Below are 26489 nucleotides of genomic sequence, written 5' to 3'. Positions count from 1 at the left end.
TCTGCCAGCGTGGGCCCTCACCTGACAGAGGGGCAATGCGCCGATGGACATGCTCGATGGCGAGGCGATCGCCGCAGCCGATCTGGCCGACTGGCGCAAGCTCGCGCAGGGGCTTCATGCCCGCTATCTGATCGACGATTTCGCGTCGGGTGCCCGCTTCGTCGCAGCGGTCGCTGACGCGAGCAGCTCGCTCGGGCACTTCCCGCGCGCATCGATCGGCAGCAGCTGCGTCGATCTCAAGCTGAGCAGCGACGACGCCATCTACCGAGACGCCGAGGGCACCGAGCACGTCGTCGAATGGGTGACGCAGCAAGATCTGGATCTCGCGCAGCGGATCACCGCTCTCGCCCGCGAGCATAGGCTGGTTGCCGATCCGACCGCGGTCAGCGTCATCGAGCTCGGCCTCGACACGACCGATTCGGCGACCATCGCGCCGGTATGGGCGGCGCTGCTCACGGGTGCCGCGGAATCGCAGGGGCACGGCTCCCCCAGCGACGAGATCCGCGACGCCACCGGTCGGGTGCCGAACCTGTGGTTCGGCGAGGTCGACGCCGCGTCGCACCAGCGCTTCCACGTCGAGGTCTACGTGGCCCCGGAGGTGGCTGCGCAGCGGATCGCCGCCGCGCTCGCCGCGGGCGCGACGGTCATCGACGGGCGCAGCGCGCCCGGGCTCACGGTGATCGCCGACCAGGACGGGAACACGGGCGTCGTGTGCGTCGACGTTGCAGCCGCGGACCCCGGCAACGAGGACGGCGCAGCACTGTGACGCGATGCCGCTCGACGGCCTTGTCGTGCGGACGCGTCTACTCCTCGTCCTGCTGGCAGTCGTTCGGGCCGGGAAGCTCCAAGCACACCAGACGACTCTCGATGCTGTCGCGCTCGGCGGATGCCTGCGCCCAGCCCACCGCCGAAACGCCTCCCAGGCCGAGAGCGAAGATGCTCAGGACGAGCGCCGTCGTCGCGCGCCGCGTGGGGGTCGGCCGTGCCAGCTTCGTGGTCGTCGACGATCCTGTGACGTCAGTCCATGAAGTCATCGCCCTGCCCTCTCTGACAGTCCCCGATGGCGGTCATAGTCCTCCCCGGTGCGGGCGGTGTCAAGCCGCCATCGGGCGACCTGCCACGTGCATTGGGACCGCTTGACAGCCCCGAGGTTCCCGAGGACTATGACAGTCGTCTGCGGCTGACAAGAGAGGCCATCGGGAGTCCCGACGGGACCCGAGATCTGATGACCCTTCTCGCGGTCACTCTCACTCGTAATGCTCTCAACTCCGAATCTTGTCGGAAGAACCAGCAATGGCGATGCGCAGCGATGTACCCACGGATCCCGGGAGCATCGCGCCCGAATTCCTCCGACTCGTCCAGAGCCAGCACGCCGCACGGGGTGGTCCCGACGTCTCGTCGATGAAGTCCGGCGAGGTCGCCCGCCCGGTGTTCGCATCGCCCCGGGAGGCGGCTGAGCTGATGAGCGCCGCAGCCAAGCGCGCGGCCGGGCTCTTCCGGCCGACGAAGCGCAGCGAGATCGTCTGGGTGAGGGGTGGGACGCAGCTCGCGGTCGGACTCGTGGGTCTCGAGCTGCTCACCGACGACGGGCTGATCACTGTGGTCATTCCGGTGCGGTGCGACCAGACCGGGCCGGAGCGCGTTCAAGTCACGTTTGCGACCGGGAGCCGGGATGCCCCGGCCGGCGTCATCGCGGCCACGCAGGCCCGGCCTCAGGGGCCCGCGATCATCGTGGAGGCGTGGGGCGAGAGTCTCGTCGCGTACGCGTGGCAGTGCGTTCTCGGACTGGTGAGCGGCATGGCCGGCGCGGTCGGCAAGGACGCCCGGGGGAATCTCCTGGTGCCGGCGGAGATGGTCGCCGGTCCTGACGGCATCGCAGTCGTGCCGATGTCGCGTCACCGATTCGGCAGCTCCAGCGGTCTGCTCACGAAGGCGCGGGCAGTGCGATGACGCTCGCGGCCCAGGACCTCTCGGTCGCCGGCGACCTGGGCAAAGCCCTGGGGATCTTCACCGAGTCAGGCGCCGCCAACTCGGACTGGTTCGGCAACCCGCAGGCCTACCTCACGCAGATCCTCGCGAAGGAGTATCAGCGCAACGCCCTGATCAGCTTCGTGGACGCCGCGCTCGGTGGCGAGGAGCGCGAGACCGCACCGGACGGGTCCGTCTGGCTGCCGGTCTTCGGGCTCGAAGACCCGAACGTCGACGTCTCGCTCATCATCGATTCGAGCGAAAGCTCGATCAAGCTGGGTCTCGGCGTGGAGTTCACGACGACCGGCACCCCGGAGGCTCACGTCCGCGCATCCATTCCGCTGTTCGTGGTGAGCAAGGCGGGGAGCACACCGGTCACGGATCACCTCTGGCTCGGTCAGCCCGGAGCCCGGATCACCCTCTCCGCCTCGGTGACGATCACTCCGCCGGGATCCGCTCCCACCGGCACGGCCGCCGAGCCCAGCATCGGCGCGATCGGCGTCAACCTGTCGATGCCGACGAGCGCGAGCGACGGCGACGCGAGCTTCGGCCTGGACATCCAGCGCCTGCTGCTGCCCGGGGCGACGACCCCCCGTGACCTCAGCTTCGCGGCGGACAGCCTGGACGAGCTGGATGACGCGGTCCTCGACCTCGTCCTCGCGCTGGTCCAGGCGCAGGCGGACGCTGCGGGAGGCATCCATCCCGTCCTCGGTGCCGTCGCGGGGCTGCTCGGGCTGACCTCCGGCGATGCCGTCCCCGACTTCCCGCTGGCGGAGCTCCGCTCCTCGGGGATCACGGCGCTGGCGGGCTGGGTCCGCACGATCATGACGACGCCGGCCGCCCGCACCGCGTGGCTGGAGTACCTCGCCGATCTGCTCGGCGGGACCAGGACCGGCGAGACGGTGGGCTTCGACCTGGGATCGGCGACCCTCGCGTTCGGCCTCCGTCTCGACACGGGACCCACCGGCAATGCCCGGCTGACCCCAACCCTGTCGCTCGGGCTCGGAGGCGCCGACGCCCGATGCGAGGCGCGGCTCGACCTGTGCAGCATCGATCTCGTCACCGCCTCGGTCCGTGCGCTCCCCTCGTTCGGGATCTGGGCCGCCTCCGGCACGGCCGCTGCACCCATCCTGCATGTGACCTCGCCGGCGCTCGTCCACGCCGACACCCTCCGGGTGGGGTTCGGGCTCGACGCCGACCGTCGGCTCGTCTTCGTCCTCGCCGCCGACGGCGTCGAACTGGGCGGCCAGCACTACCCCACGCTCGACCTCACCTCGCCCGATGCCGTGATGGATGCCGCCGGCAACGCCGCGAGCGACGTGCTGAACGACCTGCTCGCCAATCTCAGCCCCGCTGACGACGTCGTCAAGCTGCTCCTGGGCCTCGATCCGCCGACAGGCGTGGCGCCGATCACCCTGGGCGGGCTCATGAGCGACCCTCTCGCGGCGGTCACGACGTACTGGAGATCGCTCCTGGGCAGCCAGAGCGGCGTCGGCGCGGTCCTCCTCGCGGTGCGGGATGCCGTGGCCGACGGCTCCGCGGCGACAGGGGTGATCTCGGGCACCGGTGCGGTCGATGACCCCTGGCGGGTCGGCCTCATCGGGCCACTGGACTTCGAGATCAGCATGGCCGGGGACGTCGCCTCCTTCGGGCTCGGGCTGAGCATGAGTGTCGACACGCTCGGCGCTGGCTGCACGGTGGTCGACACGTCGTTCTCGATCACCCTGGCCGAGGTCGACTTCGCCGACCGCACGGCAAGCCTGCTGCCGTCCGTGTCTGCGCAGCTCACCGCGCACGAGTCCGGCGTGACTCCCGACAGGGTGCGGCTCGGCATCGGCGACGCGTCGAGCGTCGAGGCGGCCCGAGTAGGACTGCGACTGGGGTGGACGCCCGCACACGGCTTGAGCGCCGACCTCGTGGCCCCCGACCTTGCGGTCCGATTCGGCGTGGAGCGGCTCCCCGTGGTGATGCCCGTGATCGGGCCGGACGGGACGGTGTCGCTGCCTCCCGAGGGATGGAGCGCCGTCGAGCGGCTCCTCGGTCACCTCGGGGAGTTCGTGGGCGGAGTCCTCGCCGAACTGGTGCGCCTCCTCGGCTGGTCGACCGTGGCGCTAGCGTCCGGCGGCGCCCGGACTCCGGTCCCGCGACTCGCGCTCGGCGAGCTGATCGACGATCCCGCTGCCGCTCTGCGTGCCTGGACGCCGTCGATGCTCGCGAGCGAACTCGGACCGCAGGTCCTCGACCTCGTCGCGGACCTGCTCGAGGGCGGCGCGGGGACCCGCGGCGCACTGCGCGGATCCGGGCATCCCGACGACCCGTACCGGCTCCCGGTGGGATCGGGGCTGCCCGCGCCCGCCGTGTGGTTCTCGCCAGATGGCCCGGCACCGCGGTACACCACCGCATCGGATGCCGTGCGCAACTGGCGTCCGGGCGAGCCGCCGCTGAGCCCCGTCGCGCTGGCCCGCGCCCTTGAAGGCGAGGCGACGCTGGATGCCGCGCTCCGCGGTCTCGTGACGGGCCGGCCGCTCGAGAGCGGACTCAGCGCACTGATCGAGCGCTGGCAGCGCACCGACGGCCGGATCACGGCGCCCGAATCGGCGCCGAGCGGGGTGACCGTGCTGCGCGAAGGCGCGGCATCCGGTCAGCTGCTGGGCGAACTGGACCTTCCCGATCTGCTGGAGCGGACCCCCGCGGTCGTCGTGCACCTCGCCCTCGGTCCGGGTGCGTGGCCGGACGCGCCGGTCGGGCAGCGGGTGGATCTCACAGGTGCAGGGCTCACACCCGAGATGTTCGCGCTTCCCGCTCCCGGTACCGGAGAGTGGTTCGTCGAGCTCGGCGGTCGCGCCGACTGCCGCACGACCGGGTCGTTGTCGGACGGCACGCCGGAACAGGCCGCCCGGCTGCGCCGCCTGGTGCAGTCGCTCGTGACGGTCTCGACCGACATCGCCGTCGTCGCCGTCGCTGGGGCAGGCCACGCCGCTCGCCTGGTCGCCGAATCCGAGACGTCGGTCACCGCCCTGGTCACGCTCGGGACCCCGCTCACGCCGATCTCGCTCGCAGCGCTCTCGAACCAACCCACCGCCGACGCACTGCGGCTGCTCGATCGCCTCCTCCCCGCCCTCGATCCGTCCGAACCCGACGACGACGACCTCGCCCTCGGGCGCGCACTCGTCGCTTCGCTCCTGCAGCTCGCACCGGTCGCCGATCCCGGATCGGACCTGCGGCCGCCCGAGATCGCCCCACCCGCGCCACGAGCAGGACTGGACGTCTTCGCCGTGTTCGGCGAGGTGAGCGACATGCGCGTGTCGCAGGCCATCACCGCGATCGTGTGCGCCGCGCTCGCCGACCGCGCGCAGGCGCGGGCACGCATTCCGCTGGCGACATCCGGCGACGTTGCGGCAGGCGTGTGCATCTCCGTTCCGGAGGCCGCGTCCGGATCGCTGCGCATCAGCGGTGACGCCCGGCTGCAGCTGGCTCGCATCGCCGTCGCCACCCCCGCGGTCGACACCGCGCGCCATCTCCGGATCCGGCTGGCAATCTCGGATCGCACGAGCTGGCTCGTGAGCGGCGCCGACCTCGAACTGCGCGCCGTGTCGGCGGACGTGTCGATCCCGCTGGACGACGTGTCGGCCGGCACCGCCACCGTCACCCTCCACGACGCCCGTGTCTTCGGGCAGTCGTGGGAGGCGCTCGTGCTCGGGGCTGGGCCCGGGCAGTCCGCGGTCTCGCCGGAGGCCCGGACGCTGCTGGCTGTGCTCGCGTCGCGGCTGGGCGATGTCGGCGACACGGCGGCGGAGGCCCTCGACGACCTGCTCGCCGCGCTCGGCGTGATCTCGCCGACCGGGGGCATCGCTCCCGACGCCGTCGATCAGCTGCTTCGCAATCCCGGCGGACTGGTGCGCGCCCGTCTGGCGAGCGACGGATCGGCGCTGATCGCCGGATTGAGCGCGCTCCTCGGGCCCGCCGCCGGCAGCGTGGACCTCGCGGCCCGTACCCTGACGATCTCGGCAGGAACCGATGCGAGCGGCAGATTCGGGTGGGGCCTGCACCTGGCCGTCGACCCGGCCGGTGTGACCGGCAGCCTGCGGATCGGGCAGAGCGCGCCGTCGGAGACGGCGGGCGGGCTGCAGCTCGAACTGGGCATCTCGCCCCTGCGGGCCCGTCTGCTGTGGACGCGCCCGGGACAGGTCGCGGGCGCAGAGGTGATCCCGCTCTGGCCGGATCCCGACGCGAACCAGCTCGCGCGAGCGCTCGCGGCGGCCGCGCCCAGCCTCGGCGGCCACGTCGCGCTGGAATCGATGCGCCGCCTCGACGACACCGTTCGCCCGATCATCGACGCGGTGCTGGAAGCGCTCGGACTGCTCGGCGGCACCGCAGCGCAGCAGTACCGACCGCTGCGGCCGATCGCGGGATTGATCGCAGACCCGGCGGGATGGCTGCGCGGGCCGAACGGTCCTGGCGCCAACCCGGCCCGACTGCGGGGGCTCCTGGACGCGCTGCGACCGCTGCTCGGAGTGACCGGCAGCCCCGGCAGCTCACTCGCACTCGCCCCGGGCGTCGCACTCTCGGCCAGCACCGGCGGCCGGCTGGAGCTCGCCGTCGACACCACCGCGTGGACGGCTCCGACGGGCGCGGGAGCCCGGCTTCGCGCAGGGATCACGGCGGGCATGGCCGTCGCCACGAGCGGCCCGCCGGCGATCGACCTCGCCCTCCACATCGGCGTCGCGGACCCTGGCGTGGAGAACGGACGCAGGGCCGTGCACCTGCGGCTGTCCGGCACGGGCATCCAGCTCTTCGCGCGTCCGTCGGTGGGTGCGGACATCTCGCTCCTGCCGTTCGCCGGGCTCGGTGCGCTGTCCGCGGTCGCCGAGGCAGCGCTGCCGTTCCTGCTCGACGAACTGGCCGGGCTGCCGTCCCCCGTCGGCGACGTGGTGCGCGAGGTGGGCGACGCTCTCGCGCTGCGGACCGGGACCCCGCGCGCGTTCGACCGCGCCCGGCTGCAGGCATGGGCGGCGAACCCCGTGGGCGAGCTGGAGCTCATCGCCGCGGGTCTCACGAGCAGCGTGGTCAACGCCCTCGCGGTCGCGGCGGACGCCTACCTGCCGACGGCGGTGAGCGCTGACTCCCCCGCGCCCGGCACGCTGCGCGTGCGCATCGGCGACGTCACGCTCACGTGGACCCCGACGGTCGGGGCGGTCGCCGTGACGCTCGACGACGTGAGCGTTCCGGGGATCTCGGCGGTCAGCGGAACCCTGAGCATCGATGCCGCGGGCATCCGCGACCTGTCCGTGACCGTCGGGCCCTTCCCGATCGACACCGGCAGCGTCGTCCTGCAACCCTTCTTCACCGTGGTGGCCGGCGCGCCGGATCCGGGCGATCCCCGCCGCGTGGTGGTGGGCCTCGCCGCCGATGACGACACGCGCTTCGCCGCGCGGTGGCTGCTCGAGGGCGGCGGCTTCAGCCTGATCTCCAGCACCGGCACGACGCTGGATGCTACCGAGAGCGACGAGCCCGGCGAGGTCGCCCTGCGCCTGGTTGAGGTGCTCATGGATGTGCTCGCGGCCGTGGCGCTGGAGACGGATGCCGTGACCCAGGTCCTGGCGACCCCCGTCGGCACCACCAGCGTGCGCGGGCTGCTCGCGGGAGTGCTGCTCGACGAGGCCGACAGCACCCAGCTCATCGACGATCCGTTCGCTCTGGACACGGTGCTGCCTCGGATCATCCGCCTGGTCTCGAACCTGGGCGGCGCGGGGCTCACGCTCGCCCTTCCCGCGGACGGTCTGACGATCAGCCTGATCACCGATCCGACCTCCGGCGCGATCGGCGTACAACTCGGCGTGCAGCCGCGCTGGCAGCTGCTCGACGGCGACATCTCGCTGTGGCTCGAGGCGGACGACACCTGGATCAGCACGAACCCGCCGGGCGCGGGCGGCCTCTTCTTGGGCGTCCTCGACTCCGGCAATGCCTTCGCCCCTTCGCTCGCCGTCAACGGCGTCGGGCTGCGCATCGGGTCGGCCAGCGGTCCGCTCGTCGACTCCGTGGTCACGATCGAATCCGTCGCCCTGCACGTGTACGCGGCGGTCGACGGGTCGGGCATCACCGGGGGCGGAGCACAGTTGCAGCTGTCCAACCTCGCGCTGACGCCGACGGGCGGCGGCAGCAACGGGGTGGCTCAGGGAATCCTGCGGGATACCGGACCGACGCCCCCGCAGGCGGCGTTCTCCCCGGCGCTCGCCGTCCAGAAGCACGGCGCAGGACCCGTCGAGGTCACCCTGCGCGCCGGCGATCCACCGGGACCGTGGTGGCTCGCCATCCGTCGCGCCTTCGGTCCGCTGTACCTCGAGCAGATCGGCCTCCGCGTCGACGTGGCGAACCACCGGATCACCTCCATCGGCGTCCTCATGGACGGCTCGATGTCGATGTTCGGCCTCACGTGCGCCGTCGACGACCTGCAGATCACCTATCTCGTCGGCCCGACCAGCGATTTCTTCGAGCTCAGCAGCTGGAAGGTGGACCTCGGGGGCATCGCGGTGCACTCGTCGATCGCCGGGCTGACGCTCGCGGGCGGCTTGCTCAAGTCGGGCACGGAGCCGAACGTCGAGTACCTCGGCATGCTGCTCGCCCGGTTCGGCGTCTACGGGATCACCATCTACGGCGGCTTCGGACAGGGCGAGGAAGCGGGCGAGAGGTATGTCTCGTTCTTCGCCGTCGGGGCCATCAACGGGCCGATCGGCGGACCGCCCGCGTTCTTCCTCACCGGAATCGGCGGTGGATTCGGGATCAATCGCAAGCTGCTCGTCCCGACCGATCTCAGCGACTTCGGCGGCTATCCGCTCATCGAAGCGCTGGATGTCGCGGCCCAGCCGCAGGAGCCGATGGAGCAGCTCAGAGAGCTCGGTCGGTACTTCCCGATGAAGAAGGGCAGCTTCTGGTTCGCGGCGGGGATCTCCTTCAACAGCTTCGCCCTCGTGGACGGCATCGCCGTGCTGGCCGTGCAGGTCGGCGATGGACTCGACATCAATCTGCTCGGGCTGGCACGGATGGCGCTGCCGAGGCCGCAGGCAGCCCTGGTGTCCATCGAGCTCGCCCTGCTCGTGCGGTTCTCGAGCTCCGAGGGCGTCATCTGGGTGCAGGCCCAACTGACCGACAACTCCTGGCTGCTGTACCCCGACGTCCGTCTCACGGGCGGGTTCGCCTACGTGATCTGGTTCAAGGGCGAGCACGCGGGCGAGTTCGTCCTGACGATCGGCGGCTACCACCCCGACTTCCACCGCGACGGCTATCCCGTCGTGCCCCGGCTCGGGCTGCGGTGGGCGATCGGCAGCGCGATCGTCATCGAGGCCGGCGCGTACTTCGCGCTGACGTCCGAGGCGATCATGGCCGGCGGCGACTTCCTCGCCTCCGCCCGCTTCGGCCCGGCCTGGGCGGAGCTGCGCTTCGGTGCGCACGGCATCGTGTACTTCGACCCGTTCCGCTACTTCGTCAACGCCTACGTGCGGATCTCCGCCGGCATCACCATCGACCTCTGGCTCTTCGGTGAGGTGACCATCTCGATCTCGCTCGGCGCGCGGGTCGAGGTCGAGGGCCCCGACTTCCATGGCGTCGCGACGTTCGAGGTCGGGCCCGTCGAGCTCTCCGTGCCGTTCGGCAGCTCGGAGCAGTCGGGAAAGAACCTGCTCGTCGCTGCCGACTTCGTCGCGAAGTACCTCGACCCGGCGCCCGGCGGCGCGGCGCTGGCGCATGCGGCGATGGTCGCCTCCGGCGCGCAGCCGGCGAAGGGCGAGCAGGCGACGCCCGACGGCTCCTCGGCGCGGCCGTTCGTGGTGGTCCCCGAGTTCGGGCTCATCTTCACCACGACCATTCCGACCGTCGAGGTGAGCGCGGGCGGTGCGGCCGCGACGACGCACAACCCGAGCCGGGCGCTCGGGGTCGCTCCGATGGGCACCGCGTCGATGCGACCGCTGGTGACACTGCTGTGGCGTCGCGGCGGCGCCGGGGTCGCGTTCCCGTTCCAGGTGTCCGCCCGCCCGTTCGGCTCGTTCCCTGTCGGAGTGTGGGGTCCTCCGCTCCCCGACGACAACCGGCCCGTGCCCAAGGCGGAGATGATCGAGGCGCTGCACGAGCTCGACCTGGTCGCCCCGGCCAAGCCGAGCACCGGCGGTCCGCCCATCCCCTACCACCAGGTCGACATCCGCGAGCGCAAGCCGCTGCCGTTCACTCGCCGCGCGACGCAGGTCGACGGATTCCGGGCCGTGAGCCGCGCACTCGCCGGTGCGGTGACGCAGCCCGCGACCGTGGACGAGGCCTTCCTCCTGGCCGGTCGATTCCTGGCCGGGGCCGTCTCGCCTGCGGGACTGGCCGCGCTGCGCGGTGAGCGGCAGGCGCCGCCGCGGGTCGGCACGCTGGGCGAAGGACTCGACACCGCCGTCCGCACGGAGGTCCCGACGGCGCGCTCGCGTCCAGAGGGCAAGATCTTCGACCACTTCATCGACCCGCCCGTGGCCATCGGCCTGCTCCCCGGCACCACGGTCGACCAGGGGCGGCTGCCGTCCAGGACGACCACCGTCAAGGACGCTGCGCGCCTGTGGCGGCGCACCCCGCCGACCCTGGCATCGGTGGAGGAGTCGCGCAGCCGTTCGATCGCGGCGCGACTCGTCGTGCAGGAGGCCACCGCGGTGCCCAGCGACCGCAGCAAGACCGTCATCGGTGCTGCGCGTGTGCCCGTCACCGCGGTGGCCCACGCGCCGGCAGCGATCGTCCGCACCGCGGGGGGTGCGGGAGCCGAGCACCTCGCGGCGTTCGCGGCGGCGCTGACCGCCGGGCGCCGCACGGTGCGGGGAACGGCTGGGGCGACACTGTCGACCGGTGAGACGGTGATCCTGAAGCTTCCCAACGCCTATGCGGATGCCGGGGACGGGGAGCGGCCGCGGCTGGAGGCGAACGGCGACCCCGCCAGGGTCGTGGTGCTCGAGGCAGGTGGCGCTGTCCAGACCGACCGGGTGCTCGCTGCGGGTGAATCGGTGGAGATCGGCCGAGGTGCGGAGCGCATCGTCGCGACCGGCCTCGGGGCGGCGACGGACGCGCCGTCGCCCGGACTCCTCGGCTGGCACGCCGGATCGCAGCTGCCGTACGTCGGCTGGTCAGCGGCGCTGGCGCCGGGCTGCCTGGTGCGCACCAGCGGCGAGACGCTCCGCCGCCACCGTGAGCGCGTCGAGGCGGGCTGGGTCGTGATCGCCGAGCTCGTCAAGGGCATCAGCACCGTGACGACGCGCTTCAGCGACCCGGTGCGCAGTGTCATCATCATCCTCGACGATCCGACGGCGTTCGGAGCGCCCGCCACCGGCGGGCGCGGCCTCGCGATGGGCCTCGACGGCGCCGACCGCGCGACGGGACCCGACGGGCAGGAGGCGCCGCCGATCCTCATGACCTCGGAGAACCGGAGTGTGCTGGCGTACGACATCGTCCCGGATGCTGACCATCCGGCGGTCGTGGTGACCATCGCCACCGAGCTCGCCTGGTCGCTGGTCGGCGTCATGGGTGGTCAGGGATCCGCGGCGGATGCCGTGGCCGGCCTCGCCGAGCGCGGCCTGGACGCGGCGCTGCGGCCGCTCGCGCCCGGATCGTCGGGACGCACACGGCTCAGCTGGTCCGGCGCGACGCGCACGGTCGGCCAGCGGAGGAAGGCCCAGCTGCTGGCCGGCCGGATCCCGCCCGTCCGACGCAAGGGAGGGCGAGCCTGATGTCGCCGGCCAAAGGACACTTCATCCTGCACTCCGCCAAACTTCCTGCGGTCACCGCGGGGCCGTACAACCTGCTCACGCGCCACTCCGGCACGCCCTTCCCCGTGGCGGACGAGCAGACGCACGTCACCGTCTCCTCGCCGCGCTATGTGATGCCCGTGGAGCAGATCCTGTCGACGTTCCCCCCTGCGAACGCCGAGGGGGCGTTCTCCGACCGGCTGCCTCAGATCGTCCTCAAGCGGAGGACGCTGCCGTGGGAGCGCAATCCTGCGGGCGGCGCCGAGCCATCGACGACACCGTGGCTCGCCCTGGTCGTCATCGCTGAGAACGAGGGTGCGACGCTCTCGACGCCGACACCGGTCGCCTCCTGCGTCACGAGCGGCGTCACCCTGCCCGTTCCCACAGACCGCGACGTCGAGCAGGGCCTGTATCTCGAGATCACGGAGACCGTCAAGAACAAGGTGTTCCCGTGCGCGGCCGACCTGCCGCTGCTCTGCCACGTCCGCGAGGTCGACGTCACCGACACCGAGCTCGCCGGCGGCGATGACGACGGCTGGCTGGCCGTGGTGCTCGCCAATCGACTGCCCGTGTACGACACCGCCGGCGACAAGCCGGTCCGCTACCTCGTGTGCCTGGTCAATCTGGAGGGACAGCTCGGGATCCTGCCGCCGCCGGTGCCGACGGTGGATGACGGCTTCCGCTTCGAACTCGCCCAGGACTGGGCCGTCCTCAGCGAGCTCCACGCCGGACCCGACCCGATCGTCCTCGGGAACATCGATCTCGAGGGGATCGCGTTCCCGAGCCCGGGATCCGCCGCACCAGGAGCCCAGGGCGATGGCGCCGGCGCGCAGGCGGCGGCCGCGGCAGCTCGAATCTTCTCGGCGAGCGCCGCACAGTCTCCGACCGACCTTGACGGCAGCGCGGCGTCGACGAAGGCCCGCGTCGACGCGCAGTGGGCGACGTCCCCGACCGCGACCGCCGCGTCGGTCGCGAAGGCGGCGATCGACCCCGACGCGACCCGGATGGTGCGCGACGTCATGGGCACGGGCTTCCGATTCCCGATCTCGATCGTTGCCCAGGAGCCGACGTTCCGCTTCCCCGTCCTCGCCCACTGGTCGTTCACCACGGCGGGGGCCGACACGTTCGAGTCGCTCATGCTGGGGCTCGACGTCGGCCTGCTGGGCACCGTCGACGAGCCCGATCCGGCGGATCCGCCGACATCTGCCGAGCCGCCGGAGGTGGTGGAGACCGGACACATCGGCCTCGGTCACCGGACCCGCCGCGGCGATCCGCTGCAGGCCTGGTACCGCGGCCCGCTCGTGCCCTTTCCCACCGAGCGCGACGCGCCCGTGCCGGGACCGGGAGGCACGACGCGGCTCCCGGTTGCTCATGCCTCCGACCAGCTCAAGCGCGTCGTCCCGGGCGGGCGAGAGGATCTCGGCCTCGCCGCGGCCTTCGAGATCGGACGACTGCTCGGGCTCAGCCAGCTGTCGGTGGTGAGCGCGCTGACCCGCTTCCGTGCAGCGCAGTTCGGCGCAGGGCGGGGTCGCACCGTCGTCGACGGACTCGTCGACCTCGACGTCCCGTCGCTCGCGGGCACGCTGGATCTGCACGACCTCGCCCGCTTCGTCGCCGTCTCGGTGCTCAACGACCTGGCCGTCGATCCGACTGCCACCATCGGCCCGCGGCGTCCGCTGGTCGATCCGGGCAGAGAGCTGCGGGTGGACGGCGACTTGGACGAGATCATCGCAGGCGGACTCGGGCTCGACCTCGCGGTCGTCCGAAAGCACGCGAGCTCGGTGGGGATCATCGCGGCGCTCACCGCCACCAATGTGCCCGTCGCGTTCGAGCAGGGAGCTCACACACTGGACGAATCCGCCGCCGCGGCGCTGCGCTCGGCCGTGGACACCGAGGTGGGCCGGCTCGTTGACATCGCGATGCCGACGACGAGGGGACGGGCCCGCCCCGGCCGAGGGCAGGCCGCAGCCAGGCCGCGGGATCCTCTCGATGATCTGCTGGACGCGCTCGGCGAGGAGGACGACGGATGAAGTATCTCGCCAGTGCCACAATGCTCAGCGAAGTCTCGGCCTACCTGAGCAGCGCCGCCGCAGTGGTCTCCGACCGCGATCCCGACGACGGCGAGCATGTCACGCCGGGCGAGCTGCGCCGGTTCCTGGCGGGCCTGCGCCTGCTGCAGGGTGTCCCGTTCAGCTACCTCGTCCCCGACGCGCGACTGCTCCCGCTCGAGTCGATCCGCTTCTTCTATCTCGATCGGGCGTGGACGGATGCGGTGACCCAGGGGGTGCTCAGCGTGGGCACGATCACGACAGCCGACCGCGCCCAGCTCGAGGCGATGTATCCCGCGATCCGCGCCGACGTCGATCAGGCGGAGCGGCTGCAGCGGCGGCGGACCGACGAGGAGTGGCTCGACGGCCCCGGTGGAACCGTGACGGGGTTCCTGCTGCGCTCGAAGCTCGTTTCGGGCTGGCCGGCGCTCCACGTCCGCGCGTATCGCCGCGACGTGCTGCCGGACGACGCCCTGAGCACGGTTGCCGAGACGCACCCCGACCGCATGAAGGTGCTGCGACTTGAGCGCCTCGCGCCCGCGGTGCTGCTCGTGCTGATCGACGGTGTGCCAGAAGTCGTCCACATCGAGGAGCCTCGGCAGGGCATCCAGTTCGGGGTCCGCCCGGGGAATGCGGCCGGCGAGGTCCGGGTGCAGGTGCGCGACGTCGCGACCGGACTGAGCAAGCCTCCGAAGAACTCCCTCAACGACTCGAACTCGGCGCCGGTGCCGTTCCGCAGCCGCGCTCCCGGTGTCATCGACATGGTCAAGCTCGCGGAACGACTGCGGCAGCGCGCTCCCGGCGCCGGACCGACCCTGGAGCCCAACGAGTACGCGCTGCAGATGCTCCGCTTCCCGTATCGGCAGGTGTTCGGCGACCCCGACGAGGTCGACGGGCAGAAGTTCTATGACCTGGACGAGTTCACCGTGACGATGACGGCGACGAAGTGGTCGGCCGAGCTGCAGGCCCACCTCAGGCAGGGCGACGCCCGCGAACCGGCCGGAGGTTCCGACAATGGCTGAGCGCAGGCGGGCCGGGGAGATCCGCGAGGCGATCTACTCCAAGCGCTACCTCGCCGCCGACCGGGTGAGGCTGCATCCGATCGAGATCGGCAGTTGGGACGATCGGATGCTGCGCGAGCACCGGCTGCTCGTTCCCGTCGACCTCCAGGCCCTGTACGTCCCCGAGGGTGGAGACGAGCCGATGGTGCGGCTGCCGATGCTGCTCACCCTCGACGAATCCGGAGCCGCACGCGAGCCCGGCTCGGCCTTCCCGAAGGCGTTCGCCGACGGCACCCCCCGGCCGAGCGGTGTGCACCTGCACTGGGCCATGCCCGATGCGCTGCTGCGCGGTCGTCTGGACGCGCAGGAGCCTGGCCGGCCGAAGCTCGGCCTGCGCCCCCTGCCCGACCGCTGGGTCGTGCTGCGCATCCTGCATCCGGGCAGATCCGCCGACGTGCGCGTCACCGGCTGGGTGCTCCTCGCCGACCAGGCGGCCGCGGTGCCGCTGCAGGACTACCGTGACGACCTCGTGGCGCCGACTCGGGATCGCACGGGGGTGACCATCACCAGCGAGCAGCTGACCGGCACCGCCGGCGGCGCCGTCACGTGGGCGGGCGTATACGACGCGGTGCTGAACCGCTTCGCCTTCCACGACCCGCTCGCCGATGTCGCCGAACTCGCGCCGGAGGGAGTCGACGGCGACTGCGCGACGTACGTCGTCACGGGATGGTGGCGAGCGCCCGAACACGATCCTCTGGACGCCGCCCGCAACTCCGACAGTCTGTCCGAGCTGCTGAGCGGACTGCGCTGGCGGCAGCTCTCCGAGTGGGGCGACGAATCGGCGGCACAGGCGAATCGGAAGGCAGAGGAGGAGCTGCGGAAGGCCCTCGGCCTCAAGACCCGTGACCGCTGGGAGGATGCGGGCCCGCGGGTCAGCGCACAGAGCACCCCTCGGGCGCAGACGGCCGCCGCGGGTTCGGCGTTCGGGGTGCTGCGTTCTGATCGGGTCGCCGAGCTGAGCGCCCCGTACGCGTCGGCGTTCGTGACCGAGGCGGCAGAGCGGGTGAGCATCAAGCTCCCGTGGCATCTGCGCTCGTCGATGCTGCACGGGTCGATCTTCGGCGTCCCGGTGTCGGGACCGGTACCCGTCGACCACCGACCGCATGCGTCGGCGCTGTCGGTCTCGCTGGGCGAGCACGACGACGACGTGATCGCGGCATTCGTCGCGGCTGGTCAGCCTGAGGCGCGCCGGCGCAATGTTGAGCGCCTCCTTGCGGCGTTCACCGCGCAGAAGATCGGCCGGCTGGGCGCACCCAACGGGATCGTCGAGATCGAGGAGCACGAGCACGCCGCCGGCTTCTCGACGCTGAGCAGCGGGATCGCGGGCACGGACCGGTATTTGCAGCGCCGTCAGACCGGCGGTGCCGGCGGGCTCGATCTCGGCGGCAGGACCGCCGCCGAGGCAACCCGAGAGCAACAGGCCCGACGACCGGGCGAAGCGCAGGCGGCGTCCGCGGTCGAAGCGCAGATCCTGGTCTCGTTCCTCGATAGGCCGACCCTCGTGAAGGCGACCGAACTCACCATCCACGGCATCGCGCGGTCGAGGGTCGGGGACGTCCTCACGGCGACCGAGGAGCGCCTCGTCGATCGCCCGGCGACGCGCTTCACCTTCCCCGACGACCCGCTCGTCGGAATCCGCGGGCTGCGACGCAGTCTGCGGCACGGCGGCGACGGCCGCGGCTCCGCCGACGGTCAGCTGACGTGTCGATGGCCCACGCACGTGATCACCGAGATCAGCGGCCTGGTGGAACCCGGTCGGTTCATCTCGTCGCTCGGCAGCGGCGCCGTGCCCCTGGAGGCTCTCACGATCGCCCGCGAGGCGGTGCTGCTGGATCCGTACCACGACCGTTGGACCGCGCGCGCGATCAGCCCGGACCCGAGCCGCCGGGCGGTCATCGAGCGCCGCCTGGTCGCGGAATCGGTGCTGCGATTCGGCTTCGATGCCAGCTACGACGGCGCGACGGTGGCCTTCCACCCGACCATGCCTCGCACGCGCACGGCGCGTCGGCGGCGGGCGTTGGCGGCCGCACCGGTCGAGGTGGGCGCGCGTCTGCAGCAGTCGATGGTCGCGGACGAGCTCCACCGGTTCTCGCTCTACGCCGGCGCGGACCCCGATCTCGTCGGCGTGACCGCATGGAGTCAGCCGTGGATCCCGCTCTGGCTCGAGTGGGAGATCGAGGTGGCGGGTCTTGACCCCGGAAGCATCGAAGCGTGGCGGCTCGATCAGCTCGATCTCGAGACGGACGACCCCGTCGCTGCAGCGGCCTCGGGCCGAACGGTCACGCTGCAAGGCCGATCGGTGCTGTCGGCCGGCGGCGCCGCCACGCTGCACTCGGCCATCACGGATTGGCTGGCCGCCGAGGACGCGGGTGACGCAGGGGAAGCGGATGCCGCGACCGAGGATGCACTCCGATCCCTGGCCGCGGCGGTGCAGCACCTGGACCTCGCGACGGTCGCCCTCGACGGGTTCCGCAACCAGCTCCTCGGCTTCGACTCGACCGACGGTCTCGTGCAGCCTTCCGGCACGGCCACCACACCGGGCAGGCCGAAACCGACCGCTGCTCCTCACAGCCTGCTCGCGGGCACGATCACGCTGCAGCGCGCCCGCCTGCTGGATGCGTACGGCCGCACGCGCGACGTGCCCGTCGGCGATGTCCGCATCCCCAGCCGCCTCGCCGACCCGGCTGCCCCGGGCGTCATGGTGGCGCCACCCCGCCTGCTCCGCCCTGCACGCTGGCAGTTCCGGCTGGTCGATGCGGCCACGGCGCCCGGCGTCGAGGGGACGGAGGCGAGGGTCGACGAGATCGAGCCCTCGCTCCAGGTCTCGCCCGTCGCGGGATTCCTGATGCCCGACCACCTCGACGAGAGCCTCGAGGTGTTCGCGCCGGACGGATCGCCGATCGGCGAGCTGCTGCACGAGCCCGTCGACGGGGGCGTGATGTGGGAGATCGCCCCCGGCAGGCTGGGACCGGCCGATGCCGGGCCCGGCTACGAGCTTCCCGTGGCACAGCAATCGCTGGCGCTCCTCGCCAACGGGCTGATCGCCGCGGACGCGGCAGGGCGGGCCTCCGGGACTGCGAGCGAATCGGCCCTGTCGGCGATGCTGCGGGCGATCGACACGACCCTGTGGAACATCGACGCGCTGGCGTCTCTCGGCACGGAGCACGTCGCCGGGCTGGTCGGGCGCCCCATCGCGGTGGTGCGCGCGCAGCTCAGGCTGGAGCTGCAGCCCCCGGATGACGTCGATCTCTCGGATGCCGCGACCGCGGCCGCATGGGATGCAGCCGCCTCGGCCGCCGCCGCGTACGCGTTCAGCGTGCGAGTCGGCGAGGTGACCAGAAGCGACGACGGCATCCTCGGCTTCTTCGTCGACGATGCCTACTCCCGGTTCCGCCTGGTCGACAAGGCGATTTCAGGAGCAGCGGCCGATGCGGGCCGCAGCCGCGGGCAGCTGGGACTGTACGGCGAGGCGAGCGGAATGCCACCGTCCGATCCGCTCACACACCCGTACATCGCCGGCACCGACGACGCCGACACCCTCCAGCTCCACATCGGGCAGACGGTCACGCTGACGCTGCTGATGCACCCGGTGGGCGAGGCGAACCTCACCTCGGGGGTGCTGCCGCGGCGCGCAGTCGAGCTCGCGCGCAACTGGGTCGGGCCGGGACTCGCCGCCATCGCGCCCTCGCTGCGCACCGGTCCCGTGCTCGTCGAGACGGATCTGGATGCCGATGCCCAGGTGCGGCTGCCGAAGATCTCGGTCTTCGGCAACGACCAGAACTTCCTGTGGCGCGATACTCCGGGCAGCTGGAGAACGGACGCGATCCTCGCGGCCACCCAATCCGCACTGCTGCCTGACACCCCCGCCGAGTTCCGCGAGGGCTGGATCCGCGTCGCTCCCCCCGAACAGGAGGCACCGGGATGACCCGCTACGCCTGGCCGGAGGCGGCCACCCTCCCCGACGACTCCCGCGGAAGGCGAGCGTTCCTGGGGCCGCGTCGCGCCGACTTCGACCCGGTGGCAGCATCTCGCGCAGCGCGCACGCCGATCCCCGGGATGCGCGTCGCGGGCGGACTTGCGGCCCCGGCAAGCGGTCGCCAGAACCTGTGGATCGCCCTCGGGCCGGCGACGATCCTGGCGGGACTCGGTAACGGGCGGCCCAGGGTCGCGGGTCGCGTGAACGCCTTCGCTGTGAGCGACGACGGCCAGCGCGTCTACGCCGGCGCGGCCGTCGGTGGAGTCTGGTACTCCCCCGACGCCGGGACCACGTGGCGCTCAGCGGGCGGCCTCGCCGCCACCCAGGTCGGGGAGGTCACCCGGCCGGCGACGCGCAACGCCATCGGCGCCGTCGCGCTGCGATCAGGCACCGAAGCCACCGACCAGGTCTTCGTCGGCACCGGGGAGCCGTACCACTACGCGGCGAAGATGGTCGGCGGTCGTCCCGGACGGTCGCTCGGCGGCATCGGCATCCTGATCGCCACAGGACCGGGCGACCCCGGTCACGCGACCCCCACCAACCCGTGGGCGCGCGAGGCCGCGAACCTCGTCGGCGAGGCGGTGAGCAGGATCGCCCTCGAACCGGGCGGTAGCGGAGTCGTCGCCGCGACCACCGTCGGGCTGTTCCGCCGGCCGAGTCCCCTGCCGGCGAACACGCATTGGGAGCGAGTGCGGTTCACCTCCTCGATCACGGTGGGGTCGGAGTGCACGGACGTGCTGTGGACTCCCGCGAGCGGCGCGCGCCCTGCGCGGGTCTGGCTCTGGGTGGGCAGCGGCGACCACTTCGGCCTCTGGGTCCAGGATGGCGGCACCGGCGACTTCCGCAAGGTGGATACGCCCGGCGCCCAGCCGGGGCGGGCGGTGCTTGCGGCGTCGTCGCCCGCCACCCAGGTGTGGGTGTTCCTCGACCAAGCCGGGGCCAAGCCTCGCCTGTACCGCGTCGCCTCGCCGGCCTCAGCGGCACTGCCCACCGCAGCGGCGGTCACGAATGTGCCCAATGTCCTCAAGACCCAGGGCGACTACGACATCGCGATGGCCGTCGAACCCGCCAACCCGGATCGCGTGTTCCTGGCCGGGAGCTGGCTCGAAGCCCGTGCGCCGGACGGCACGCCGCTGGTCGACACCTCCGTCGGAAACTTCGACGGCGCCGTCGTCTGGGGCGACGTCTCGCTGCAGGGCGGGAATCTCAGCTACGGCCCGGCGGGCCCGCCCGTGCCACCACCGAATGTTGTCGGCATCGGGATGCACGCCGACGTGCACGACATCCGCTTCAGCGCGCCGGGCAACCGCCTGTGGGCGGGATGCGACGGTGGGATGTTCCGGTCCGATCGACCCACCGCGCAGGTCGGCTTCGTCGCCTGCAACACGGGACTGGCCACGGCCCAGTCGAACTTCACCGTCAGCCACCCCAGCTGCGAAGGATTCCTCGTTGCGGGACTGCAGGACAACGGTGTGATCAAGCGGATGTCGAGCGGCGTGTGGGACTCGGTGGCGCTCGCCGACGGCGGCGGCGTCGTGCTCGATCCGGTCAAACCCGACCGCTGGATCTACCAGTACGTCCGCGGCGACTGGACATCGTCGGACAACAGCATGGTGGGCGGATCTCCGCTGACGAGGCTGTCTCCGCCCCCGCCACCGCTGTCTCTCCAGCAGCGGGGACCCAACGAGGACAGCTGGTCGGCGTTCTACTCCTCCGGAGCCGGGATCTCGTTCGTCAGGACCGTCCCGCCGCCCGGTGTCAATGTCGACGTCCGGCAGATCGTCCTCGGCACACATCGGCTCTGGTACACCGACGACTTCGGCCAGAGCTGGTTCACCTTGCCCAGCGCCACCGATCCTCTCGCGGGCCCGGGGCCGTGGGACGAGGCCACCGACAGCATCGGGGATTCCATCCTCGCCTGCCGCTGGCAGGGTCCGCACGTCGTCTGGGTGCTGGCAGACGATCACGTGCTCCGCTACTCGCGGACTGCCGGCACCGAGGCGCTTGGGAACCCCGGCACCTGGGTGACCCCGCCCGAGGAGGTGCTCAAGCGCGGGACGACCGGCAAGAAGGATCGCAAGCAGCCCACGGGCCCGATCCGCCAGGCGGAGATGTGGACCGACATCGCCGTCAACGAGGAGACGCCGATGCGCGGCACGCGCGGCGCCGTCTACCTCGGGACCGTCGGCTCGAAGGACAATGCCGCGATCGACACGCTCTGGTGGTACGACGGCACCTCGACCTGGCATGCGACCGGCCTGCGGGCTCAGGTGCCGGCACCGGTCACCGCGATCGCCTGCGACCCCGCGCACCCGGAGGAGGTGTGGGTCGGCACGACCGTGGGCGTCTGGCGCGGCATCCGCACCATCACCGCCGGCCAGGCGCCCACCTGGGCGTGGGAGACCCGGGTGAACGGCCTTCCCGAAGCGGCCGTCGAGGACCTGACGATCTTCAGCCACGGTGGGCTGCGGCTGCTGCGTGCCGCCATCGCCTCGCGCGGCTTGTGGGAGCTGCGCCTCGATGTCGCCGATGTGCAGGACCTCACCTATGTGCGCGTGCACGACGACGACTTGCGCTACCGCACGCCGGCGTCGATGATCGCCGCCGACAACCGCACCACACGGTCGTGGCACGGGAGCCCCGATGTGCGCCCGCGCGTTCCGGCCAGGGCGATCCCGGTGCCTGGGAACCTGCCGTGGAGCCGGCAGCGCTCCAGCGCCGACGGCCTGCGGCGTTTCCGCGCAGCGCTGCGCGCGTCCACCGGGGACCCGCGCGTGCGCGTGGGCGGTGCGTGGGACACGTATTTCAACGAGGTGCTGCGCAGCATTCCGGGCGCACCGCTCGTGCCTCCGCTGCCCGCGCCGCTGCCGGTGCCGGCCGCAGCCACGAACGTCGGCATCGACGCGGCGTTCTGGGCGGCGCATATGGCCGGTGCCAACGCGACGGCCGAGCCCTGGGGCACGGGGCGTCCGACCGAGGCCGACCTGCTCGAATCCCGCCGGGAACTCGGCCGCCAGGTGCTCGGGGAGGGCAGCCGCGCCGCGGCGTCGTCCGTGCTCCCGCCTCGGTCGTGCAAGGTCGAGGTGGTCGTCCACCATCGCGGGCTCGATCCGCGTCCGGGTGGCCAGGTGCGCGTGACCCTGCTCCGGTGGGTCGACCCGAGGCCGATCGCCACCCGCTCGACCTGGAACAACTCGGCGAACTGGGCTCCCGGCAACGTGCCGTGGACGGCCGCGGTGAACACGCTCCTGAACTCGGGGGCGGCTCCGGCATCCGTCAATCTCACCGGTGGCTGGCGGTTCGCCGAACCCGCCGTCGCCAACGCGATGCGCACCCTCGACGCGGGCGAGACCCTGACGGACACCCACTCCGGTGTGGTGACCTTCACGGTCGACCTCACCGGCCTGGCCAAGAATCGGGTAGTGCTCCTGGTGGCCGTGATCCGATCCGGCCCGGCCGGCGCCGCAGACGATCTCGCGCTCGCGGCGGGGCCCCTCGAGACGCTCGTCCTCAACTCGCCGAACGTCGCAGTGCGATCGGTGCGCATCAGGACTTAACGAAGAAGAGGTGTTCCCATGGCTCGTTCGTACAAGATCTGCACGCCGTTCATTCCGGGGCTGGGCGGCATGCAGGCCAAGCCCAGCGTCGACGGCGACCAGCTGGCTGCCGGCGAGCGCGTGGGGAACGTCCGCGTGATGCCCATGAGCGAGGTGGTGGCCGGGTTCGGCGGCGGCGCAGTCGCCCTCGCGCTCCCAGGCACGCTGACCGCACGCGCGGTGTTCTGGACGGTGAAGCTGTGGGACAACGGCCGCACCCTTCGCGTGAGGTTCCTCGACGGCGATCCGGCGGTGCAGGCGAAGGTGGAATCGATCGCGCACGAGTGGGAGAGCGAGGCGAACCTGAAGCTGAAGTTCGTGTCGTCCGGTGCGTCCGAGATCCGCGTCTCCTTCGCGGAGAAGGGCTTCTCGTGGTCGACGGTGGGCACGGATGCACTGACCGTACCCGCATCGGCCGCCACGATGAACTACGGCTGGCTCGAGCCGAACACGTCGCTGCGCGAGTATCAGCGTGTGGTCCGGCACGAGTTCGGGCACGCGCTGGGCATGATCCACGAGCATCAGAACCCAGCGGCATCCATACCCTGGGACAAACCGGCCGTCTACGCCCACTACGCACAGCAGGGGTGGTCGAAGGCCGACGTCGACTGGAACCTCTTCCACGTCTTCGATGAGGCCACGACGAATCACAGCCAGTTCGATTCGACGTCGATCATGCAGTACGCGGTGCCCGACAGTCTCACGGTCGGCTCGTACGCGATCGGCTGGAACACGACCCTGTCGGCGCTCGACAAGGAGTACATGTCCCGCCAGTATCCGCAGCAGCAGGTCGGGCTGCAGGAGGTGGTGCCCAACGGGCCGAGGGTGGACTCGGATCTCACCAACGGAGGCGAGGTCGATACCTACGTGTTCCAGGTCCAGAAGGCCGCGACGCACATCATGACGACCCAGGGTCCGAGCGATACGGTGCTGTCGCTGTACGGGCCGAACGATCCAGGAGCCGTCCTGGCGTGGGACGACGACAGGGGCCGTGGCGCGAACGCGCGGATCGTCCGAAAGCTGCTGCCCGGCGACTACTGGCTGGGAGTGCGGCACAAGGATGCCGCGGCCACCGGCAGCTACTCCGTAGGTGTGACGACCCGGAAGACCTAGGAAGCAACCGCTGGCTGACCCGGACTCGCGGTTGCAGTTCGGTACGCAACGGCGCCGCCGGGAAGCGCGCACCCGCCGCGCGTGCAGGTCGCCCGAGCATCCTGGTGCGCAGTAGGGCGGACGGGACTTGAACCCGTGACCGAGGGATTATGAGTCCCCTGCTCTGACCAGCTGAGCTACCGCCCCGTGGGCCGTGCGGCCCGGCACACGAGCCTAGTCGGCGATCTCGACTCGGGTGTCGGGGTCAAGGATGTCCTCGCCGCGGTACAGCCGTTCGAAGGCCGTGATCGTCGCCTCGATGTCGTGCGGCGCGACCATCTGCAGGCTGTGCCGCTGATAGGTCGCGTAGTCCTCGTCGCTCAGGCGCAGGATGCGCTCGAGCTTCTCGGCCATGTCGGTCTCGTCGTCGGGTCTGAAGAGCCATCCGTTGACGCCGTCCCTGACCAGGTGCGGCAGCGCGACGGCATCCGCGGCGACGACCGGCAGCCCGGTCGCCATCGCCTCCATGGTCGCGATCGACTGCAGCTCGGCCGTCGAGGGCATCGCGAACACCTCTGCAGACCGCAGGCGATCGCGCAGCTCCTGGTCGGAGACGTAGCCGGTGAGCGTGACGCGGTCGGCGATGTGCAGCTCGCGCGCGAGCCTGCCGAGCTCGTCGATCTGGTCGCCGCCGCCGACGATGTCGAGCTGCCATGGCAGATCGTCGGGCAGCAGCGCCACAGCGCGCACGAGCGTGTCGAGCCGCTTCTCGCTCGTGACGCGGCCGACGAAGACGATGCGGCCGTGCTGCCGCTCGGGGTGCGGGCTGTATTCGTCGCCGGGCAACCCGCACGAGATCGCGTGCACCCCGCGCAGCCCCGTCTTCAGCTCCAGGTAGTCGGCGCTGCGACGCGTGGGCGTCGTGACGACGTCGCAGCGGCCCAGCACGGTCGCGGCATCCCTCCACAACCGGTCGACCGTCTGCTCCTGCAGGAACTGCGGCACGTTCGAGTGGTCCATGAGGTTCTCGAACATCAGATGGTTGGTGCCGATCACGCGGATGCCGCGCTTCTTCGCCTCGGTCGAGAAGGCACGACCCAGGATGATGTGCGACTGGAAGTGCACGACATCGGGCCTCAGCGCGTCGAGCAGCGACGCCGCGTTGCGGAACATCCGCCATGGCTCGGCGAAGCGCAGCCACTCGTGGCCGGGGTAGAGCATCGAGCGCAGGCGATGCACCGAGAACCGCTGTCCCTCGTGCTCCTCGATCCGCGTGCCCTGTCGACCTCGTGCCAACGCCGACGCCACGACGTGCACCTCGTGCCCGCGCGCGGTGAGCCGCGCCGCCAGACGGGTGGTGAACTTCGCGGCACCGTTGACGTCGGGCGCGAAGGTGTCGGTCGCGATCAGGATGCGAAGGGGGCGATCAGTCATTCTGCTCCTCGGGCGCCAACGGCGTGCGGATCTGTGGATGGTGCCGGGCGAGCTGGAGCACTCCCCAGACGGCGAGCGCCCCTGCGGCGGCGAACGCCATGATGGCCCACGGCGGGGTGGCTGCGGCCTCGCCGAGCACGGTCACGCCGATGAGCACCGCGACGAGCGGGTCGACGACGGTGAGCCCGGCGATGACGAGGTCGGGCGGGCCGGATGCGTGCGCGAGCTGCACCGCGTAGCTGCCGATGAGCATGGCCACGAGCAATGCGACACCGCAGACGATCGTGAGCCAGTCGAAGTTGCTCGAGATGATGCGGTTGATGACGATCTTCGAGAGCGTGACGACGAAGCCGTAGAGCACACCGGCCGCGACGATGTAGAAGATCGCGTTCGCGCGGGCGCGCCAGGTCCACCATCCGATGCCGAGCCCGACGAGCGCGACGACCAGCAGCGACAGCACGGTGAGCAGCTGTCGATCCTGGATCGGCCGCTCGATCGCGAAGATCGCGGCGACGGTCACGAACAGACCGATCCCGACCAGGCACGTGACGATCGCGCGGATGGTGAGGCGGTCGAGCTTGATGCCGGCAAGCCTGGAGTTGAGGATCGCGGTGACCACGAGGGCGACCGCGCCGAGCGGCTGCACGACGATGAGCGGCGCGAGCGCGAGCGCTCCGAGCTGCAGCACGATCGCGAGGCCGAGCAGCAGCGTGCCAACGACCCAGGCCGGATTCTTCAGCAGCCGCGCGAGGGCAGTCCCGCCCAGCTTTGCGCCCCGCTGGTCGCCGCCCTTGAAATCACCGACGCCACGATGCTGGAATTGGGTGCCCACCGAGAGGAAGATGGCGCCGACGATCGCGACCGGGATCCCGAGCGCCTGCAGAGGGGTGAGCGAGATCTCAGCCGCAAGGTCGTCGAGCGCGGTGAACAGCACCTGACGACCGTACTGCGCAACGCGCTCGATATTGTGGAGGACATGACCGTTCTGCCCATCTGCATCACGGGTGAGCCCGTCCTCCACCAGCCCGCAGGGTCGGTCGTCGATTTCGACGCCGCCCTCACCACGCTCGTCGCCGACATGTTCGAGACGATGGAGGCGGCACCCGGCGTCGGTCTTGCAGCGCCGCAGGTGGGCGTGGGCAAGCGCCTGTTCGTCTTCGACTGGACGGATGAGGACGGCACGAACTCGCGAGGCGTCGCGGTCAATCCGGAGCTCTGGATCTCGCCGCCACCGGTGGGCATCCCAGACGAGGACGACGAGGAGGGGTGCCTCTCCGTGCCGGGCGAGCGGTTCGGCCTGCTGCGGAGTGGGCGCGCGCTCCTGCGGGCGCAGGATGAGCACGGCGAGCACTACGAGCTCGAGGCCGCGGGATGGCTGGCGCGCATCCTGCAGCACGAGTTCGACCACCTGGAGGGCATGCTCTACACCGACCGGCTGGATGCGTTCGGCACCAAGGGCGTGCAGAAGGCGATCAAGCGCAACAAGTGGGGCGTGCCGGGGCTGAGCTGGCTGCCGGGGGTCGACGACCTGGAGGCGTGACGGGTTCCGGTCTCGT

At 71.3% G+C, this 26489-nt stretch carries 12 protein-coding genes and 1 tRNA gene; 9 read left to right on the top strand and 4 right to left on the bottom strand.

Annotation, left to right across the window (positions count from 1 at the left end; all coding sequences use genetic code 11):
* The first annotated feature begins 43 nt into the window (after positions 1 to 43).
* Positions 44 to 766: a 4a-hydroxytetrahydrobiopterin dehydratase gene (locus tag ACJJVL_RS09600; protein WP_405218430.1), complete on the top strand. Its 723-nt coding sequence runs from the start codon at positions 44 to 46 to the stop codon at positions 764 to 766.
* A gap of 37 nt (positions 767 to 803) precedes the next feature.
* On the opposite strand, the gene ACJJVL_RS09595 is transcribed toward ACJJVL_RS09600, so the two are convergent.
* Positions 804 to 1034, bottom strand: a complete 231-nt coding sequence (locus ACJJVL_RS09595; protein ID WP_405218429.1) for a hypothetical protein — start codon at positions 1032 to 1034, stop codon at positions 804 to 806.
* 427 nt (positions 1035 to 1461) lie between these two features.
* Between ACJJVL_RS09595 and ACJJVL_RS09590 the strand changes: the two genes are divergently transcribed.
* From ACJJVL_RS09590 to ACJJVL_RS09560, 7 genes are read left to right on the top strand one after another with little or no spacing between them, the layout of a single operon-like run.
* Positions 1462 to 1950, top strand: a complete 489-nt coding sequence (locus tag ACJJVL_RS09590) for a hypothetical protein (RefSeq protein ID WP_405218428.1) — start codon at positions 1462 to 1464, stop codon at positions 1948 to 1950.
* Positions 1947 to 11708 (top strand): DUF6603 domain-containing protein, encoded by a 9762-nt coding sequence (locus ACJJVL_RS09585; protein ID WP_405218427.1) that lies wholly within the window; start codon positions 1947 to 1949, stop codon positions 11706 to 11708. Before ACJJVL_RS09590 ends, ACJJVL_RS09585 begins: the two co-directional genes overlap by 4 nt.
* Complete coding sequence (locus ACJJVL_RS09580) at positions 11708 to 13756, top strand: hypothetical protein (protein WP_405218426.1); 2049 nt, start codon at positions 11708 to 11710, stop codon at positions 13754 to 13756. The genes ACJJVL_RS09585 and ACJJVL_RS09580 overlap by 1 nt, the downstream gene beginning before the upstream one ends.
* Positions 13753 to 14796 (top strand): hypothetical protein, encoded by a 1044-nt coding sequence (locus ACJJVL_RS09575; RefSeq protein WP_405218424.1) that lies wholly within the window; start codon positions 13753 to 13755, stop codon positions 14794 to 14796. The genes ACJJVL_RS09580 and ACJJVL_RS09575 overlap by 4 nt, the downstream gene beginning before the upstream one ends.
* Complete coding sequence (locus tag ACJJVL_RS09570; RefSeq protein WP_405218422.1) at positions 14789 to 18760, top strand: hypothetical protein; 3972 nt, start codon at positions 14789 to 14791, stop codon at positions 18758 to 18760. Before ACJJVL_RS09575 ends, ACJJVL_RS09570 begins: the two co-directional genes overlap by 8 nt.
* A complete protein-coding gene (locus ACJJVL_RS09565; RefSeq protein ID WP_405218420.1) occupies positions 18757 to 22368 on the top strand; it encodes a hypothetical protein in 3612 nt (1203 codons plus the stop codon). Before ACJJVL_RS09570 ends, ACJJVL_RS09565 begins: the two co-directional genes overlap by 4 nt.
* 18 nt (positions 22369 to 22386) lie before the next feature.
* Positions 22387 to 23520: a M12 family metallopeptidase gene (locus tag ACJJVL_RS09560; RefSeq protein ID WP_405218418.1), complete on the top strand. Its 1134-nt coding sequence runs from the start codon at positions 22387 to 22389 to the stop codon at positions 23518 to 23520.
* A 112-nt stretch (positions 23521 to 23632) separates the two neighbouring features.
* On the opposite strand, the gene ACJJVL_RS09555 is transcribed toward ACJJVL_RS09560, so the two are convergent.
* The 3 genes from ACJJVL_RS09555 to ACJJVL_RS09545 form a co-directional block, all read right to left on the bottom strand.
* Positions 23633 to 23706 (bottom strand) — tRNA-Ile (locus tag ACJJVL_RS09555).
* 27 nt (positions 23707 to 23733) lie between these two features.
* Positions 23734 to 24933, bottom strand: a complete 1200-nt coding sequence (locus ACJJVL_RS09550; protein ID WP_405218416.1) for a glycosyltransferase — start codon at positions 24931 to 24933, stop codon at positions 23734 to 23736.
* On the bottom strand, positions 24926 to 25867 hold the full coding sequence (locus ACJJVL_RS09545; protein WP_405218414.1) for a DMT family transporter: 942 nt from the start codon (positions 25865 to 25867) through the stop codon (positions 24926 to 24928). Before ACJJVL_RS09545 ends, ACJJVL_RS09550 begins: the two co-directional genes overlap by 8 nt.
* Before the next feature lie 42 nt (positions 25868 to 25909).
* Between ACJJVL_RS09545 and def the strand changes: the two genes are divergently transcribed.
* Positions 25910 to 26473, top strand: coding sequence for a peptide deformylase (gene def, locus ACJJVL_RS09540; RefSeq protein WP_405218413.1), 564 nt, complete (start codon positions 25910 to 25912; stop codon positions 26471 to 26473).
* The last annotated feature ends 16 nt before the right edge of the window (positions 26474 to 26489 follow it).

The organism is Agrococcus sp. Ld7 (assembly GCF_045064095.1).
Lineage (GTDB): Bacteria > Actinomycetota > Actinomycetes > Actinomycetales > Microbacteriaceae > Agrococcus.
The sequence above is the reverse complement of the archived record's forward strand: the minus strand, read 5'-3'. Positions and strand labels throughout refer to the sequence as shown.

What these genes read in the sequence shown, in the direction of transcription:
- ACJJVL_RS09560 (WP_405218418.1), top strand. Translation starts at nt 22,387, where the DNA reads ATGGCTCGTTCGTACAAGATCTGCACGCCGTTCATTCCGGGGCTGGGC.
- ACJJVL_RS09590 (WP_405218428.1), top strand. Translation starts at nt 1,462, where the DNA reads ATGAGCGCCGCAGCCAAGCGCGCGGCCGGGCTCTTCCGGCCGACGAAG.
- ACJJVL_RS09565 (WP_405218420.1), top strand. Translation starts at nt 18,757, where the DNA reads ATGACCCGCTACGCCTGGCCGGAGGCGGCCACCCTCCCCGACGACTCC.
- ACJJVL_RS09550 (WP_405218416.1), bottom strand. Translation starts at nt 24,933, where the DNA reads ATGACTGATCGCCCCCTTCGCATCCTGATCGCGACCGACACCTTCGCG.
- ACJJVL_RS09575 (WP_405218424.1), top strand. Translation starts at nt 13,753, where the DNA reads ATGAAGTATCTCGCCAGTGCCACAATGCTCAGCGAAGTCTCGGCCTAC.
- def (WP_405218413.1), top strand. Translation starts at nt 25,910, where the DNA reads ATGACCGTTCTGCCCATCTGCATCACGGGTGAGCCCGTCCTCCACCAG.
- ACJJVL_RS09570 (WP_405218422.1), top strand. Translation starts at nt 14,789, where the DNA reads ATGGCTGAGCGCAGGCGGGCCGGGGAGATCCGCGAGGCGATCTACTCC.
- ACJJVL_RS09600 (WP_405218430.1), top strand. Translation starts at nt 44, where the DNA reads ATGGACATGCTCGATGGCGAGGCGATCGCCGCAGCCGATCTGGCCGAC.
- ACJJVL_RS09595 (WP_405218429.1), bottom strand. Translation starts at nt 1,034, where the DNA reads ATGACTTCATGGACTGACGTCACAGGATCGTCGACGACCACGAAGCTG.
- ACJJVL_RS09580 (WP_405218426.1), top strand. Translation starts at nt 11,708, where the DNA reads ATGTCGCCGGCCAAAGGACACTTCATCCTGCACTCCGCCAAACTTCCT.
- ACJJVL_RS09585 (WP_405218427.1), top strand. Translation starts at nt 1,947, where the DNA reads ATGACGCTCGCGGCCCAGGACCTCTCGGTCGCCGGCGACCTGGGCAAA.